Here is a 16,415-nt window from a genome sequence, read left to right on the forward strand (position 1 = left end):
CTGGATTGTGCATGCCAAGAACCCGGTTCGGGTTTTCCCCGTGTTACGGAATCGGACCCGACGAGCCGGACATCGTTCGAAGGCCCGTACGAGAACCGCACACTCACCACTGCTACGCTCCGGATCGTCCCGGCCCGTCCGGAACGATCACATGACATTCACATGGCACACATCCGTGAGAGAGGTAGCCCGTGGGCACAGTCGTCGACGACGACGCCTCCGTGGAGTTCCATGCCTTCTTCGAGCGCCACTACGCCGAACTGTCCCGTCTCGCCCACCTGCTGACCGGGGAGTCGGACGCGGCGGACGATCTGGCGGCGGACGCGCTGCTGGCGCTGTGGCACCGCTGGGACCGGGTGCGCGTGGCCGAGCACCCGGCGGCCTACGCGCGCGGGGTGGTCGCCAACCTGGCCCGCACCCGCGTCCGCAGCACGGTCCGCGAGCGCCGCCGGATCGCCCTGTTCTGGTCCCAGCGCGAGGAGAAGGCCGAGAACCCGGACGTGGCGGGCGTGGTCGACGTGCGGGAGGCGCTGCGCAGGCTGCCGTTCCGCAAGCGGGCCTGTGTCGTACTGCGGCACGCGTTCGACCTCTCCGAGAAGGACACCGCGCTGGCCCTCGGTGTGTCGGTCGGTACGGTGAAGAGCCAGACCTCGAAGGGGATGGCCGAGTTGCAGCGCCTGCTGGGCGTCCAGGACGCCCCGCTGAGGATGCGTGCGGCGATGGCGCGCACCGGTGAGGCCGGAGGAAGGGACCGATGACCATGCGGCGGGACGGGCACGGCGAACTGCGCGCCCGGCTGCGGGACGCGGCCGGGCAGCACGAGCCGGACCGTGAGCGGATCCTCGCCCGGGTCGAGCGCGGCATGGCGGAGCAGGGCCGGCGTGACCACCGGGCGACCCGGCCGCCGGTGTACGGCTGGGTGCGGGTGGTCGGCGCCACGGCCGCGGTCGCCTGCGTCCTCGGATTCGGCGGCTATGCGGTGGCGTCGGCCGTGAAGGACGAACCGCCCGCGGAGAGGTCGGTCGCCGCCACCGGCACGCCCAGCCCGTCACCCGACGCGACGAGCCGTCCGCCCGCCCCGTCGGCGGATCCGACCCCGCGCTCCACCTCCCACGGCACGGACCGTCCGACCCGAGCGCCCTCGCGCACGCCCGAGGCATCCCCCCAGGTGCCGGCCTCCGGTGCCGAGGACGGCCCGCTCCGGTCGGACGGCTCGGTGGGCTCGAACAGCAACGAGTTCTGGGCGCAGAGCGATGTGACCCTCAGGACCTCCGCGCCCCTGACCGCGCTCACGGTCGAGTTGCAGATCGCACAGACCGGCGGTGTCACCAGCACGGGTGCCTGGCGCTCACTGCCCGAGGACGACTACACGCTCACGGTCGCCGAGAAGGACGGCTTCCTCGTCTACACCTGGGTGCTCAAGGACGGCCGTACGGTCCCGGCGGGCGAGTGGGTGTTCGCCGGGCAGTACAACCGCGGACGCGGCGACCGGAACGTGAAGGGCGACAGCTACACGGCGACGGCGGTCACAAAGTCGAACAAACTCTCCGTGAAGGGCGGCTTCGCCGCGCAGGGTGGCGGTTCGGCGGACGCGGGGGGTTCATAGCGGCCCGCAGGGACGCGAAGACTCCGCATGTGCAGGATTTCTCCCTTGGGGTAGAAGTGACACAACCTCATGTTCGATTTAGACGTCCTTTCCAGTGCACAGACCTGTCGACCCGAGCCCCCCTCGGTCGACAGCTGCCGGCTGGAGCCCCCCTCGGGCCGGCACCAGAAGCGCCCCGCCTGTGACGACAGGCGGGGCGTTTCCTCGTTGCGGACCCGACAGAAACCCCCACACCCCCACACCTCCCGCCCCTTCCGCCCCTGAGGAGCCCCGCCCGTGACCCGTCCCCCCTACGCCGGATATCTCTTCGCCTACTTCACCGGCGAGGGCACCGCCGACGGCGAGCAGATCCGCTACGCCCTCAGCCGCGGCGACGACCCCCTGCACTGGCGTGAGCTGAACGGCGGTGCGCCCGTCGTCACCTCAGCGATCGGCGAGAAGGGCCTGCGGGACCCGTTCCTGGTCCGCTCCCCCACGGGCGACCGGTTCTTCCTGCTCGCCACGGATCTGCGGATGCACCAGGAGAGCAGCGGCAGCTGGGACGAGGTCCAGCGCAACGGCAGCCGGTCGATCGTGATCCTGGAGTCGACCGACCTGGTCCACTGGACGGACCCGCGGCTGGTGGAGGTCGCTCCCGAGAGCGCGGGCAACGCCTGGGCGCCGGAGGCCTGTTACGACCCCGAGCTCGACGCGTACGTCGTGTACTGGGCGTCGAGGCTGCGCGGCTCGACTTACCACACCATGCTGTACGCGACGACGGAGGACTTCCGCGTCTTCAGCGCCCCGGAGGTCTGGCACGACCCCGGGCACTCGGTGATCGACTCGACGGTGCTGGAGCACGACGGCACCTACTACCGCTACACCAAGGACGAGCGGGATCCTGCGTCCGGTGCACCGGGGTCGAAGTTCATCACCGCCGAGAAGTCACCGACGCTCACCGGCACTTCGTACACACCGGTCGCGGACGGCATCGGCGGCGGGGTGCTGAGCCGGGGCGAGGGGCCGATCGCCTTCCGGGCCAACTCCGGTGGGAAGTGGTACCTGTTCATCGACGAGTACGACGGTCGCGGGTACGTCCCCTTCGAGACCGCCGACCTCGACTCGGGCAGGTGGACGCCGTGCACGGACCACCGGTTGCCCGCGAGTCCCCGCCACGGCTCGGTGCTTCCGGTGACGCGGGAGGAGTACGACCGGCTGCTGGCCGCGTATCCGGTCTGCGGGACGTCCGTCGTGGACGCCACGGCCGCCGGTCAGAAGGGGTACGCGATCGTCACGGAGGCCGCGTCGAAGGTCGTGCTGCCGATGCGGCCGGGCACCGATCTCTCCGTCCTGGCACCGGAGTTGGCGGTCGGCGAGGGGGCGCGCGTGAGCCCCGCATCCGGCACCCGCCGGGACTTCCGCACGCCGCAGACGTACACGGTGACGGCTCCGGACGGGACCAGCCGCCGCTGGACCGTCGAGGCCGTGCCGACCGGCAGTCCCGTCCTGCCCGGTCTCCACGCCGACCCGGACGTGCACCACCTGGACGGTGAGTACTGGATCCACCCGACGACGGACGGCTTCGAGGGCTGGGGCGGCACCAGGTTCACGGCGTACTCCTCCACGGACCTGGTCCACTGGAAGGACCACGGGGTGATCCTCGACCTCGGTGCGGACGTGTCGTGGGCCGACTCGTACGCGTGGGCGCCGACGATCGCCGAGCGGGACGGGAGGTACTACTTCTACTTCTGTGCCGAGCAGCAGATCGGCGTGGCGGTGGCGGACTCCCCCGCCGGGCCGTTCGAGGACGCGCTGGGCAAGCCGCTGGTGGCGAAGGGCGGTTCGCTCAAGGGCCAGATGATCGACCCGGCCGTCTTCACCGACGACGACGGGACGTCGTACCTCTACTGGGGCAACGGGCACGCGTACGTGGTGCCGCTGAACGACGACATGACCTCGTACGACCCGGCGAAGGTCGAGGACATCACGCCGGAGGACTTCCGCGAGGGGTCCTTCGTGATCAAACGGCAGGGCACGTACTACTTCATGTGGTCCGAGGACGACACCCGCAGCGAGGACTACCACGTCGCCTACGCGACGGGACCGTCCCCGCTCGGTCCGTGGACCAAGAGGGGGACGGTCCTGTCCAAGCGTCCCGAGTACGGCATCCTCGCCACCGGTCACCACTCCGTGGTGAACGTCCCCGGCACCGACGACTGGTACATCGTCTATCACCGGTTCGCCCTGAACGGGCCGGGGCGGCCGGGCGGGGACGGCACGCACCGGGAGACCACCGTCGACCGCATGGAGTTCGCGGCGGACGGTTCGATCAGGCCGGTGGTGCCGACCCTCGAAGGGATCCGGCCGGTACGGAGGTGAGCCTCAGCTGACGAAGTACGTCGGGTTCGGGAGCTTGTACGTCCTGTCGGCGTAGCCGCCGTCGAGGTCGGAGTACTGGTCGCCGAAGTTGGCGATGATGTCGTACCCGAGGTCGTTCTCGATGTGCGCGCGGGTACCGGACTTGTACTGCACGGTGGTGCAGGTCCAGGTGCCCGGCGTGGCGCAGGCGCTGAGGTAGGACGGCGGGTTCGCCTTGTCCTTGAGGAAGACGTGGGCGGCGTCGAGGTTCACGTCGGCGCCGATCTTCTTCAGGTTCTCGACCGCTGCGGAGCGCTGGGCCTCGCTCAGACCGGAGTTGTAGAAGACCTCGACGCCCTTCTTCGCGGCGTACTGCACGAGCTCGGGGCTGCCGAACACGGCCGGGCGGTCGGCCTTGTTGACGTAGTCGGCCCACGTGGTCGAGTTGTAGGTGTAGTTGTAGCGCTTCTCGTAGTCGAGGCTGAGCAGCAGCGTGTCGTCGATGTCGAAGACGACCGCGGGCTTCTCGCCCCGGTGGTGCGCCTTGCGGGTGGCCTGGTCGATGTACTTCCTGGCCGCCTTGTCGATGGCCGCCAGGTCCTTGGCGTAGGGGCTGGTGGGCGACGCCTGGTAGACACCGTTCGCGTCGGCCGCGGTGCCGTAGTAGGTGTCGATGTCCTTGACCAGGAGCCCGATGTTGTAGGGCTCGTGCGTGGAGTTCGCCGTGGACTGGCCGGCGGTGGCCGCACCGGCGCCGTAGAGGGCGCCGGCGGCGACGGCACACGCCGAGGCGACGGCGGCGATACGCAATGTCTTATGCATGACAGAGGTTCTACGCGCGTCACCATGTCGGGCGCGAGACCCGCCCGGTAAAAAACGGGTCAAGCGCCTTGATCACGGGTGCCGTGGGATCAGTTCATGGTCGCCCCGATGGTGGTGCTGCCCGTGGTCAGGAAGGTGGTGGCGGGCAGGGTGCCGCTGGAGGAGCGGGCGTTGTACGTCGAAGAGGCGTCCGTCGACCTGAACGCGGGGGTGCCGATCCCGCTGTCCCAGTTGTTGCCGGACGAGGTCACCCGGGAGCCCTTGGTGACCGAGCCGCTGCCGTTGCTCACCGCGAGGTTCTTGCCGAGTTTCGCGGAACTGGTGGCGAAGTAGTAGCCCCACTTGCTGTTGGCGTAGGCGGTGGTGCGGTTGAGGACCAGGGCTCCGGTGTTGGAGTTCTCGGTGAAGCCGTTGCCCGCGTTGCCCCAGGCGGCGGAGTTGTTGACGACGTGTGCGACGACCTCGCCGTCGCCACCCAGTTTGTAGCCGTTGCCGTCGCCCGCGAAGGCGGAGTCGGACCAGCGGTTGACGCCGTTGCCCATGGACCAGGTGTGCTCGACGGTGACCGGCGAGGAGAAGGACCAGAAGTCGATGCCGTCGTCCGAGTTGTTGTAGAGACGGGCCCCGGTGATGAGGTTGCCGGTGCCGGAGCCGAACTTCACGGCGATGCCGTCGGCGTTCTCGCCGTGGTTCGCGGCGTCGTAGTTGCCGTAACTGTCGATGTTCTTCACGGTGTTGTTGACCGTGCCGTCACCGGTGAGCGTGAAGCCGGAGTCGCCGCCGTTGATGGTCTTGATGTTGTTCCAGACCGTCCCGGTGCAGGACTGGCAGACGACCGCGCTGTCCGGGGAGTTCTGGAAGGTCAGGTTGGAGACGTTCCAGTAGTCGGCGGTCAGCTTGAAGATCCAGGCACCGGCGGGGAGCGAGGACCCGTCGATCTTCACGGTCTCCGAGCCGTACGCGGTCAGGGTGACCGGCGAGGAGGAGGTGCCGTTGGCCGTGGACTGGAGGGTGGCCGTCGGGCGGTAGGTGCCGCCGCGGACCTGGATGACGGTGCCGGGGGTGGCGTTCTTGACGGCGTTGGACAGGTCGGTGACGTTGCTGACGACCACGGTGGCGGCCTGCGCCTGGGTGGGGAGGACGGCGAGGCCGGAGCCGAGGGCGAGGGCGGCCGTGACGATGAGAGGGGTACGACGAGACATGGGGGGCGGGTCCTTTCGTCGTGCTTTCGGGGTCCTTTTCGGGGGGGTTGTGCGGGGTCCTTTACGGGGTGTTGTGCGGGGTGCTTTACGGGGTGTTGTGCGGGGTGCTTTACGGGCGCCAGTCGCCGAGGTAGGCGCGCCTGGTGTGGGACTCGGCTTCCTCGGGGGTGAGTTGGGGTCTGTTCTCCGGGACCGTGATCGCCGCGCCGGGGCCGGAGTTGCCGTACTCCCGGAAGCGCATGGTCTGCCAGGGGTACTGCTCGCGCATGTTCGTGTACGGCGCGACCGGGTCGATGCCGGGGCCGATCCAGGAGTCCCGCACGACCAGCGAGGGCCAGGCGGTCGTCTCGTACGACGGCACCCAGGGGCGGGCCAGTTTGTACGCCCCGTCCTCGGCGCCGGAGGTGAACCGGGAGCGGAGGGCGAGGATGCCGCGCGGGTTGGCGCGGGCCGTGGAGGGGGCGAAGACCATGCCCTTGGGCGTGAAGGTCACGTCCCGCTGGAGCGTGTGGAAGTGGCACTCCTCGAAGACGGCGGTGGCCCGGCCGAAGACGAAGTCGACGTCTCCCTCGAGGTAGCAGCGGCGGAAGTACTGGCGGTCGAAGGAGGCGAGCGCGGTCGTCTCGACGAAGAGGGTGTCCTGGTGGGCCAGGAGCCGGACGTTGTCGAAGTGGGTACGGTCGCCGTAGGTGCAGGCCGCGACCGCCTGGGTGCCGGTGATGTCGGGGTGGTCGGCGCGCAGCCAGTCGTTGGCCAGGGTGAGGTCGCGGACGGTGAGGCCGGGGCCCGCGGACGTGAAGGTGGCGGACCCTGCGGTGCCGTACGTGGTGCCGTCGGGCTTCTTCGTGCCGTTGGCGTTGTCGTACACGATCACGGTGGCACGGGGGTCACGGGTGGCGCCTCGCAGGGTCAACTCCGCTGCGCTCGCCGGGATGGCGACGAACTCGCGATAGGTGCCCGGGTGCACGACGATCGTCCAGCCGGGGCCGGTGACCGCGTCGACGGCGGCCTGGACGGAGTCGCCGGGGTGGACGTGGAGGACGCGGCGGGTACCGGCGTGGGCCGGGGCGGCGGCCCCGAGAGCGAGTCCGGTAGCGGCGGCCAGGAAGTTCCGTCTGCGCATGTCAGCACGTCTCCTTCCAGGGCTGCCAGTCGCCGAGATACGCCTCCCGCGTGGCCGACTCCGCCTGCGTGCGGGTGAGTTGGGGCCGGTTGTCGGGGACGGTGATGCGGGCGCCGGGGCCCGTGTTGCGGTACTCGGCGAACCGTTGGCTCTGCCAGGGGAACGCGTCCGACATGGTGGTGTAGGGCGCGACCGCGTCGATGCCGGGACCGAGCCAGGTGTCCCGCACCACGAGCGAGGGCCGGGCGGTGGTGTCGGAGCTCGGCACCCACGGCCGGGCCAGCTTGTAGAAGGCGTCGGGGGCTTCGCTGCTGACCCGGCTCCTGGTCACGAGGTAGCCGCGCGGGTTGGCGCCCGCCGTCGAGGGCGCGAACACGAAGCCGTACGGCGCCGCCGCCAGGTCGGTGCGGTTCAGGGTGCGGAAGTGGCAGTGCTCGTGGACGGCCGTGGCCCGCCCGAAGACGAAGTCGACGTCTCCCTCGGCGTAGCAGTGCGCGAAGTACTGGCGGGCGAAGGAGGTGAGCGCGATCGAGTCGGCGTACAGGGTGTCCTGGTGGCCGAGGAAGCGGCAGTGGTGGAAGGCGGAGCGGTCGCCCTGGACCTTGAGGGCGACGGCCTGGGTGGCGGTGATGTCGGGGTGGTCGGCGCGCAGCCAGTCGTTGGCGAAGGTGATCCAGCGGGCGGTGAAGCCGTCGGCCTGCACGGTCGTGGTGGCCGATCCGGTGGTGCCGTGGGTGCCGCCGCCCGGCTTGGGGGTGCCGGCGGCGTTGTCGTGGACGATGACCACGTCACGGGGGTCCTCCGAGGCGCCGATCCAGGTGGTCTCGGTGCGGGTGACGTCGACGGCCACCGTCTCCCGGTAGGTGCCGGGGGCGAGGACCAGGGTCCAGCCGCTGCCGCCGGCGGCGGTGACGGCGTCCTTCACGGTCGTGTGGTCGCCTCGGCCGCGCGGGTCGACGTAGAGCGTCTGCGAGGTGAGCCGGGCGGCCGGGGACCCGAAACGGCCGAACGGAGGCCGGTTGCGGTTGCCCGTGGCGAGGGCGGGGCTCGGCGCGAGCGCGGCTGCCGCGCCGGTGCCCGCGAGCAGGAAGCCCCTTCTGGACAGGGGGAGTCGGTCGTGGTGCGAGGACATGCGGGTGCTCCTTGGGGACGCGGCTCTGGGGTGGGGTGCCTCGCGTGGGGGCGCCTCGCGTGAGGGGGTGGTCGAGGTGGGTGGCCGGGGCGGCCGCTGGATGCCGCCCCTGGCCGGGCGGGGGCGGCGTCGGTCAGCTGACCCGGCGGATCGGTGAGGCGGGTCAGAGCAGAAGGGGCCGGTGTCAGCGGATGGGGCCGGTGTCAGCAGATGCGGCCCGCGCCCGCGCCGCGGTCGACGATCGCCGGAACCTTCTTCGTGGGGTCCACCTTCGTACGCAGGGTGGGTGTCCAGCCCGCGCCGGACTCCAGGGTCTCGGCGGGGATCTCCGCGTTGTGGACGGCGATCAGATCGGTGGGCTTGCCGTTGACGTAGTTGTCGGCGGCGGTGAGCGGCGAGATGTTCCACCGCTTGAGCACCTTGGCCGCGCTGATCCCCGCCGGCAGCGTGAACGCGTTGTGCTCGGCGACGAGTTGGGACTCCTTGCCGATGCCGAAGCTGTACACGTAGTCGCTGTTGGCCACGAAGTGGTTGTTGTACGAGTCGACCTGTCCGAAGCGGACCCGGGGCGCGCGCTCGACCAGGTTCGAGAACAGGTTGTGGTGGAAGGTGACCTTGAGCTTGCCCCGGTCTCCCGCCGCCGTGGACTCGCTGTCGCTGTTGCCGATCAGGATCGTCTTGTCGTGCTCGGTGAAGACGTTCCAGGAGGCGGTGACGTGGTTCGCGCCGCGCACGATGTCCAGCTCACCGTCGTGCTGCTGGTAGAGCATGCCGAAGTAGGTGGGCGCGGCGCTGTCCGGGTGGGACCCGTCGGTGAAGGTGTTGTGGTCCAGCCAGACGTGGCTGGAGCCGTAGACGACGGCGGTGTCGTACTCGGAGTTCCAGTTGCCCTTGGCGCCGTCGGTGGGGTCCCACTGCGGGAAGCAGTCGACCGGGCTCTCGAAGGTGAGGTTGCGGACGATGACGTTGTCGACGCCCTTGATCTGGAGACTCGCGCCCTTGAACCCGGCGTCGCGGCCGATGCCGATGATCGTGGTGTTGGCCGGGATGTTCGCCTTGATGGTCTGGTCCTGGCTGGCGGCCGAGGCGCGCCGCAAACCCTCGGGGCTGTCGTCGGGCTCGGCGCTCAGGTCGGTGTCCAGGCCCCAGGCCTCGGGCGAGTACTTCGCCAGATAGGCGTCGAAGTCGTATCCGGGCGCGGCGAGGGAGTCGCAGCCCTCGGAGACCGCGTCGATGGTCCCCTTCACCTTGATGATCTTCGGTGCGCTGCCGTCCGCGGTGAGGGCGGCCTTGAAGCCGGCCCAGTCGGTGACGGTGTGGACGTGGGCGGCGTCCGCGGCCGCGCCTCCGGTGGTGCCGGTGCCGTACGAGGCCCAGCCGTCCCCGGCGGCGAGGGTCTCGCGGGCCGTGTCGTGGCCCTCGGCCCCGGCGGTGGTACCGGTGACCGCGAGAACGAGGGCGGTGCAGCCCGCCACGGCCAGGGTCTTTGTTATGACATGGGCATGCCATATCTGTGTGTTCATCATGAGGCTCTCTGTTGTGGGGAAGGGGGGGTCAGGCGGTGGCCGGCGGCGGCCAGGTGATCCACGACTCGGGGATCTCGGCGTCGAGCCGGCACACATGCCGGGGGGAGAGAATCCGTCGGCGCACCAGTTCACCGGCGACGAGCCGGGCCACGGCGATCGCGCCCGGCGGGTTGAAGTGCGTGTTGTCCTGCTCGGTCGCGGTCCAGTTGAAGTACCGCTTGGTCTCCTCGACCCCGAGCTGCTGCCAGAGCGCGATCGACAGGGCCTGGATGTCGAGCAGGGCGACGCGTTCGTCCTGGGCAAGGGCGCGCATGGCGGCCGGATACTCGCCGTGACTGGTGACGGCGTTCCCCTGAGCGTCGAACCTCCGCCGCTCGACGGGCGTGGCCAGCACGGGCCGGGCACCCTTCACGCGGGCGCCCTCGATGTACCTGCGCAGGTAGTCCTGGTACGTCGTCCAGGGCTCCGTGTACCGCGTCGGGTCCTCCGACTTCTCGTCGTTGTGCCCGAACTGCACGAGCAGGACGTCACCGGGCCTGATCAGCCCGAGGATTGCGTCCAGCCGCCCCTCGTCCACAAAGGACTTCGAACTCCGCCCGTTCACCGCGTGGTTGGCGACGGAGAGATCCTTGTGGAGGAAGAAGGGCAATGCCATCCCCCAGCCGGTCTCGGGAGCGGCGTCGGAGTATTTCTGGGCGGCGGTGGAGTCACCGGCTATATAGAGGGTGCGCGTCCTTCGGGGAGCGGCGTGAGCGATACCGGCCGCACCTGATGCGAGCGGCGCGGCGGAAAGCGCTGCGACGGTGACTTGTCGACGAGTGAGTGACATTTCCGGTGCACCTTCCTGTCTTTTAGGGGTGCGGGGCGGTATCGACATGCGGCTCCGCCGCGGGGCGCGACCAGCCACGACGAGACCCGCAGCCGGCCGCACAGCGATCCCCCCGAGTTCTCAGCCGTTCTGTTCCTTCCACTCCGCCTGAGCCTTGTTCAGCTGCTCGGCCATCGTGTCCAGGAAGTCCTTCGCACTCATGTCACCGAGCAGCACCTTCTGGAAGTTCGGCTCGTTGTCCGCCTTGGAGATGGTGTTCCAGTCGGGCAGGTAGTACGGCAGCTGGACGATCGACGTGGAACCGTCGGTCAGCGCGGCCGCAGCCAGTTTCGTGGGCTCGGCCTCGGAGATCCACGCGTCCTTCGCGGCCTCGTTGTTCGACGGCACCTGCCCGGCCGCCTTGTTGAACTTCGAGTTCTCCGCGTGCGAGGTCGCGAACTCGATGAACTTCCAGGCGGCGTCCTTGTTCTTCGAGCTCCTGAACACCCCGAGCCCGTCGACGGGGTTGGAGACCTGGACCCGCTTGCCGTTCGCGCCGACCGGCTGCGGAATGCCCCGGAACTTGTCGGCCCCGAGCGCCTTCACATGGTCCTGGTAGGAGCCCAGGTTGTGGTTCAGCATGCCGATCGTGCCGGAGTCCCACTGCGCGACCATCTTGGTGAAGTCGTTGTTGAGGTCGGCGGCCGGGGTGTCCTTCTTGTACAGCGCCGCGTACTTCTCCAGCGCCGCCACGTTCTTCGGGTCGTTGAGCGTGGTCTTGTCGCCGTTCCAGAACGAGGTGATCCCGCTCTGCCCGTACGCGGCGTCCAGCGCCTGGGCTATGGAACCCGCTCCGCCACGGATGGTGTAACCGAACTCGTTCTTCTTCGCGTTCGTGAGCTTCTTCGCGGCCTCGTAGAACTTGTCCCAGGTCGTCGGCTCGTCCAGTCCGGCCTTCTTGAACAGGTCGGTCCGGTAGTAGAGGACACCGTTGTTGGCTGAGGTCGGGATCGAGTAGAGGGTTCCGTCCCCGCCACCGGACGCCTTCAGCACGCTCACCATGTCCTTGTTGAGCCTGCCGTCGAGCGAGGACCCGGCGAGCCGGTCGTCGAGCGGCTCCAGCGCGTTCTGCGCGGCGAACCCGGCGAGCATGGCCGCGCCGACTCCGCCGACGTCCGGGAGGCCGCCGCCCTGGATGGCGGTGTCGACCTTGGACTGGTACTCGGTGGACGCGATGCCGACGTACTCGACCTTGATGTCGGGGTTGGCCTTCTGGAAGTCGGCGATGACCTCCTTCCAGATGTCGGTGCGCACACCGCCGTTGTTGTCCCAGAAGACGATCTTGCCCTTGCCGCTGCCGTCCTCGCCCTTGTCGCCGCCGGCCCCGCTGCCGTCGTCACCGCAGGCGGTGGCGGTGAGCGCCAGGACGGCCCCGAGGGCGACGGCTGTGGCAGCGCGCCTGCTTCTGCGAATGCTGATCTTCATTGGCCGGCTCTCTTCTTCTGGGTCCAGCGGAGATGTGACGTTTTTCGGCAAGCGCTTGCTACGAAGGTGCTGCGTCATTGCGGCTCCCAACAGGCTTACGGATTCGGTGCGTTACAGGTGGTCGGTCCTGAAGTGCGGAATCGGCCGGGTCACTGGCTGACCGCCTTCCGCACCAGGGCCGCCGCTTCCAGCCGGGGCAGGCGTCCGTCGGCGACGACGGTGACGATGCGGCGTACGACGGTCTCGCCGGGCGGGACCGGCAGCCGCGTCCCGGACGCCAACGACGAGCCCACGCCCGGGTATTCGGCGGCACGTAAGAACCAGGGATCGCGTCGGGTCACCTCGGTGGCGCCGGCGAACACGAGGGTCCAGGTGCCGCCGGTGAGGGCGACCCAGTCGGCGCGGGTGCCGTGGATCGCGTCCTCGCCCGCACGGTCGACGGTGAACACCTCGGGTGCCGTGGCCTCCTTGCGGGCCCGCCAGAAGAAGCCGCCGTAGGCCGCGCCGGGGCGGCCGTTGGTGGCCGGGCTGCCGATCGAGAGGGGGCCGTGGGTGACGTTGGTGAGCGCGAAGGTGAAGTCCAACGCCCAGGCCGTCGGGGTCAGTTCGGTGGCGGAGACCGTACGGCGCTCGCGCAGCAGCTCGGCGCCGGAGGCGACCCAGCGCAGTTCCTCCACGAAGCCGTCCGGGTCGCGCTGGGGGAAGGAGGTGTGGCGCTGGGCGCCGTGGTTGTCGAGCTCGGTGGGGCCCTGGTCGCGGACGTAGGTGCGTCCGCCCCAGAAGTTGTGCCCCTCGACGTCGGGAACGGCGACGCCGACGCCGAGGTGGTGGGGGTGGTCGGCGGGGCCGAGTTCGGTGACCGCCGTGCCGGCCAGGGTGGTGACGGGGTGCAGGTAGGGCCGCGGGGAGAGCCGGTCGGGCAGCTCGGGGCGGGTGACGCAGCGGCCGACGGGGCGGCCCGCGACCCGCAGGACCGGGGCATCGGGGGGCGTCATGTACTCACCTCGTTCGCTTCGTGCGGCCGGGCCCAGTCGGCGCCGAGCTCGGAGTACAGGGCGAGGCTGTCCGCGGCGGCGGCCACGAGCCCGTCGATGCCGGGGACGACCCGGCGCTCCTCGTCCGGCAGCAGTCGCCAGGCGGACGCCGGCAGCGGGGCCGGGTCCGGGGCCAGCCGGATCGCCTCGACGACCTTCATGAAGGCACCCGTCGCCTCCGGGGCGACCAGCAGCTCGTCGCCGTCGGTGAGGTGGCCCACCAGGTTCTCCAGCAGGTCGGTGAGGCCGTACTCGTACTCCTCGGGGCCGTGCCCGGCCCGCTGGAGGAGCACCCGGTCCTGCTTGTACCAGTAGGTGATCCGGCCGCGGTCACCGTGCACCACGACGTACGGGTCGCCGGGGTCCTCGGCGCACAGGGTCACGGCGACGGTCACCCTGAGACCGCTTGCCGTGGTGACGCGGACGCAGGAGGTGTCGTCGGACTCGATGTCGTTGGCGCGCTGGAGTTCCGTCTCGATGCGGGTGACGTCCTCGGCGCGGCTCGCGTCGGCGAGGGCGAGCGCGGTGGCGACGGCGTGCGCGAGGGGGTTGGTCAGGGCGCCGTCGATGACGTCGACGCCGTTCATCCGCCGCTTGCCCGCCCAGGGCGCACGCCGGTAGTACGACTCGGCGCGGGCCCAGGCTCCGGCACCGCCGATCCCGGTCACCTCGCCGATCGTGCCCTCCTCGATCAGCCGGCGGATCGCGGGCACGGCGTGCGAGCCCAGCGACTGGAAGCCGATCTGGCAGGCGATCCCGGCGGCGGCGACCCCGTCGGCCATGCGGCGGAACTCGGCGTACGACGGCGCCGGGGGCTTCTCCAGCAGGACGTGCACGCCTCGCTCGGCCGCCGCGAGCGCCAGGTCGGTGTGGGTCGGGATCGGCGTGCAGATCACGGCGATCCGGGCGCCGGTGGAGTCGAGGAGCGCGCCGAAGTCGGCGGACTGCTCGGGCGTGCCGAGGCCGTCGGGGATCTCCTCGCCGGTCAGCGGGGTCAGCTCGCAGATCCCCGCCAGTCGTACGATCCCCTTGTCCTGGAGCCGGCGGATGTTCTCCAGGTGCCAGCGGCCGTGGCCGCGCGCGCCCGCCAGGACGATGTCCACGGTGCCGGTGACGGCTTCGGTGTTCGTGGTGGTGTCGTCGGTGCTCATGGCATCCTCCCTGCGCCCGCGCCGCGTGCCGGCTGTCGGTCGGCCGCCGCGGCACTGTCGATCTTTGTGTGCAGGGTAGGCGCCCGCCCGCCGTCAGCCGGGGTCATGTGGTCGACGCCCCCGTGGGTCGAGCGCCGGCCGGCCACCGCACCCGGCGCCGAGGACATCCCCGCAGACCCCCTGCCGAGCAGCACACGGCCCACCGCGCGCCCCTCCGCCCGGACGACGAAGCCCAGCAGGCCCAGCACCACGCCTCCCACCGCGATCCGACGGAGTCTCATCCCTTCACCGCCCCCGCGCTGAAGCCCGTGATCAGCCACTTCTGGATGAAGGCGAAGACGATCACGACGGGGACCGCGGCGATGATGCCGCCGGCGGCCAGCGCGCCGAGGTCGACGCTGTCGGCGCTCATCAGGGTGTTGAGGCCGACCGGGATGGTCTGCTTGTCCTGGTTGTTGAGGAACATCAGGGCGAACAGGAAGTGGTTCCAGGAGTGCACGAAGGCGAAGGAGCCGACGGCGATCAGACCCGGCCTGAGCAGCGGCAGCACGACGATCCTGAAGGCCGTCATCCGGTTGCAGCCGTCCACCCAGGCCGCCTCCTCCAGGGAGTACGGCACGTTCTTGATGAAGTTGCTGATCAGGATCATCGACAGGGGCAGCTGGAACACCGTCTCGGCGATGATGACGCTGCCCAGTGAGTTGATCATCTTCAGCTCGGCAAAGATCTCGAACAGCGGCACCAGGAGCAGCGCGCCCGGCACGAACTGGGAGCACAGCAGGGCCAGCATGAACGCGTTCTTGATCCTGAAGTCGAACCGGGCGAGGGCGTAGCCGCCGGCCAGGGCGACCAGGGTCGTCATCACCAGGGTCGCGAGACCGACGTACACGCTGTTCTCGAAGTAGGTGCCGAAGGACCGCTGCGTCCACACCTTCTCGAAGTGGTCGAAGGTGATCGGCCAGGGCACCAGCGAGGTGGAGCCGGCCGGGCGCAGCGCGAACAGCAGGATCCAGTAGAAGGGGATCAGGGTGAAGACGAGGTAGATCGACAGGGGTGTGTAGATCTGCCAGCGGGGCACCTCGTCCCAGGCGCGGCGGCGCTTCACCGGACGGGTCGCCTCCGGTGGCTGCGGCACGGGAGCGGGCGCGACCTTCGTGGCCTCCTTGGTGATCACTTGGAACCGCCTCCGAACTTGCTCAGCCGCAGGTAGACCATCGAGCAGAAGAGCAGGATCACGAACGCGACCGTGGTCAGGGCGGACGCGTAGCCGAAGTTGTGGGCGTCGACGCTGGTGTTGGCGATGTAGAGGGGCAGGGTGGTCGTCTCCCCCGCGGGTCCGCCGCCGGTCAAGGTGTAGAGCAGGTCGACGTTGTTGAACTCCCACACCGCGCGCAGCAGCGTGGACAGGATGATCGCGTCCTTCAGGTGCGGCAGCGTGATGTGCCAGAACTGCTTGATCTTGGTTGCCCCGTCGACCTCGGCGGCCTCGTACAGGTCCTTCGAGACGGACTGGAGGTCGGCGAGGATGAGGATCGCGAAGAACGGCACCCCGCGCCACAGGTCGGCGACGACCGCCGCCGAGAACACGGTGGAGGTGTCCGACAGCCAGCTGGTGCCGTAGGAGCCGACGCCCATGTCGGCGAGGTAACGGGTGATGCCCGTCTGGGAGTTGTAGAGCAGCACCCAGATCGCGGAGGTCAGCACACCGGAGACGGCCCACGGGGAGAAGACCAGCGCGCGGCCGAGACCCCGGCCCACGAACGTCTGGTTGACGATCAGCGCGAGCGCGAGGCCGAACAGCAGCTGGAGTCCGACCTCGACGAGGACCCACTTGGCGCTGAAGGTCAACGTGTCCCAGAACTGCGGGTCCTTGGTGAAGATCTGGACGAAGTTGTCGAAGCCCGCGTACCCGTTCCGCCACGGCTTGGTGGGGTTGTAGTTCTGGAGGCTGTAGTAGAAGACGCTGATGACCGGGTAGGCGATGAAGCCCAGCATCAGCAGGGCCGCCGGCGCGATCAGCAGGTACGGCAGCCTGCGGGGGGTGGCGGAGGCGCGGCGCCGCCGCCGAAGGGGCGCGGGCGGTTTCGCCACGGCTGCGGCTTGGGCCATGACAGGTCTCCGTTCTCGGTGCGTGCGGCTTGCGTTCGTGGTGCGGTAAGCGCTTTCTCGATGTGCGTGGAGTGCGACTT

Annotated in this window: 14 protein-coding genes; 3 read left to right on the top strand and 11 right to left on the bottom strand. The window is 69.6% G+C overall.

Going from position 1 to position 16,415, the window contains the following annotated elements; all coding sequences use genetic code 11:
* Positions 1–191 precede the first annotated feature (191 nt).
* The 3 genes from IF54_RS0114745 to IF54_RS0114755 all read left to right on the top strand — a co-directional run bounded on the left by IF54_RS0114745 (position 192) and on the right by IF54_RS0114755 (position 3,964).
* On the top strand, positions 192–758 hold the full coding sequence (locus IF54_RS0114745; protein WP_030318497.1) for a SigE family RNA polymerase sigma factor: 567 nt from the start codon (positions 192–194) through the stop codon (positions 756–758).
* Positions 755–1,606 carry a hypothetical protein gene (locus IF54_RS0114750; RefSeq protein ID WP_030318500.1) on the top strand — a complete coding sequence of 284 codons (852 nt, stop codon included), beginning with the start codon at positions 755–757 and terminating at the stop codon, positions 1,604–1,606. The genes IF54_RS0114745 and IF54_RS0114750 overlap by 4 nt, the downstream gene beginning before the upstream one ends.
* Positions 1,607–1,882: 276 nt before the next feature.
* On the top strand, positions 1,883–3,964 hold the full coding sequence (locus IF54_RS0114755; protein WP_051735444.1) for a family 43 glycosylhydrolase: 2,082 nt from the start codon (positions 1,883–1,885) through the stop codon (positions 3,962–3,964).
* A gap of 3 nt (positions 3,965–3,967) precedes the next feature.
* On the opposite strand, the gene IF54_RS0114760 is transcribed toward IF54_RS0114755, so the two are convergent.
* The 11 genes from IF54_RS0114760 to IF54_RS0114815 all read right to left on the bottom strand — a co-directional run bounded on the left by IF54_RS0114760 (position 3,968) and on the right by IF54_RS0114815 (position 16,335).
* Positions 3,968–4,765 carry an HAD family acid phosphatase gene (locus tag IF54_RS0114760; protein WP_030318505.1) on the bottom strand — a complete coding sequence of 266 codons (798 nt, stop codon included), beginning with the start codon at positions 4,763–4,765 and terminating at the stop codon, positions 3,968–3,970.
* 89 nt (positions 4,766–4,854) lie between these two features.
* Entirely contained in the window at positions 4,855–5,967 is a 1,113-nt protein-coding gene (locus IF54_RS0114765; RefSeq protein WP_030318508.1) for a right-handed parallel beta-helix repeat-containing protein, read from the bottom strand.
* A 109-nt stretch (positions 5,968–6,076) separates the two neighbouring features.
* Complete coding sequence (locus IF54_RS0114770; protein ID WP_030318510.1) at positions 6,077–7,090, bottom strand: pectinesterase family protein; 1,014 nt, start codon at positions 7,088–7,090, stop codon at positions 6,077–6,079.
* A 1-nt stretch (position 7,091) separates the two neighbouring features.
* Positions 7,092–8,222 (bottom strand): pectinesterase family protein, encoded by a 1,131-nt coding sequence (locus IF54_RS0114775; protein ID WP_030318512.1) that lies wholly within the window; start codon positions 8,220–8,222, stop codon positions 7,092–7,094.
* A 203-nt stretch (positions 8,223–8,425) separates the two neighbouring features.
* Positions 8,426–9,745, bottom strand: a complete 1,320-nt coding sequence (locus tag IF54_RS0114780; protein WP_030318514.1) for a pectate lyase family protein — start codon at positions 9,743–9,745, stop codon at positions 8,426–8,428.
* A gap of 31 nt (positions 9,746–9,776) precedes the next feature.
* Positions 9,777–10,577 (bottom strand): rhamnogalacturonan acetylesterase, encoded by an 801-nt coding sequence (locus IF54_RS0114785; RefSeq protein WP_030318515.1) that lies wholly within the window; start codon positions 10,575–10,577, stop codon positions 9,777–9,779.
* Positions 10,578–10,697: 120 nt separating this feature from the next.
* Complete coding sequence (locus IF54_RS0114790) at positions 10,698–12,041, bottom strand: ABC transporter substrate-binding protein (RefSeq protein WP_030318518.1); 1,344 nt, start codon at positions 12,039–12,041, stop codon at positions 10,698–10,700.
* A gap of 149 nt (positions 12,042–12,190) precedes the next feature.
* Positions 12,191–13,036, bottom strand: a complete 846-nt coding sequence (locus IF54_RS0114795; RefSeq protein ID WP_030318520.1) for a PmoA family protein — start codon at positions 13,034–13,036, stop codon at positions 12,191–12,193.
* Complete coding sequence (locus tag IF54_RS0114800) at positions 13,033–14,226, bottom strand: Gfo/Idh/MocA family protein (RefSeq protein WP_051735445.1); 1,194 nt, start codon at positions 14,224–14,226, stop codon at positions 13,033–13,035. The genes IF54_RS0114795 and IF54_RS0114800 overlap by 4 nt, the downstream gene beginning before the upstream one ends.
* A 277-nt stretch (positions 14,227–14,503) precedes the next feature.
* Positions 14,504–15,400 (bottom strand): carbohydrate ABC transporter permease, encoded by an 897-nt coding sequence (locus tag IF54_RS0114810; RefSeq protein WP_030318526.1) that lies wholly within the window; start codon positions 15,398–15,400, stop codon positions 14,504–14,506.
* Complete coding sequence (locus IF54_RS0114815; protein ID WP_030318528.1) at positions 15,397–16,335, bottom strand: carbohydrate ABC transporter permease; 939 nt, start codon at positions 16,333–16,335, stop codon at positions 15,397–15,399. The genes IF54_RS0114810 and IF54_RS0114815 overlap by 4 nt, the downstream gene beginning before the upstream one ends.
* Between the last annotated feature and the right edge of the window lie 80 nt (positions 16,336–16,415).

Source organism: Streptomyces sp. NRRL B-3229, assembly GCF_000719505.1.
Lineage (GTDB): Bacteria > Actinomycetota > Actinomycetes > Streptomycetales > Streptomycetaceae > Streptomyces > Streptomyces griseorubiginosus.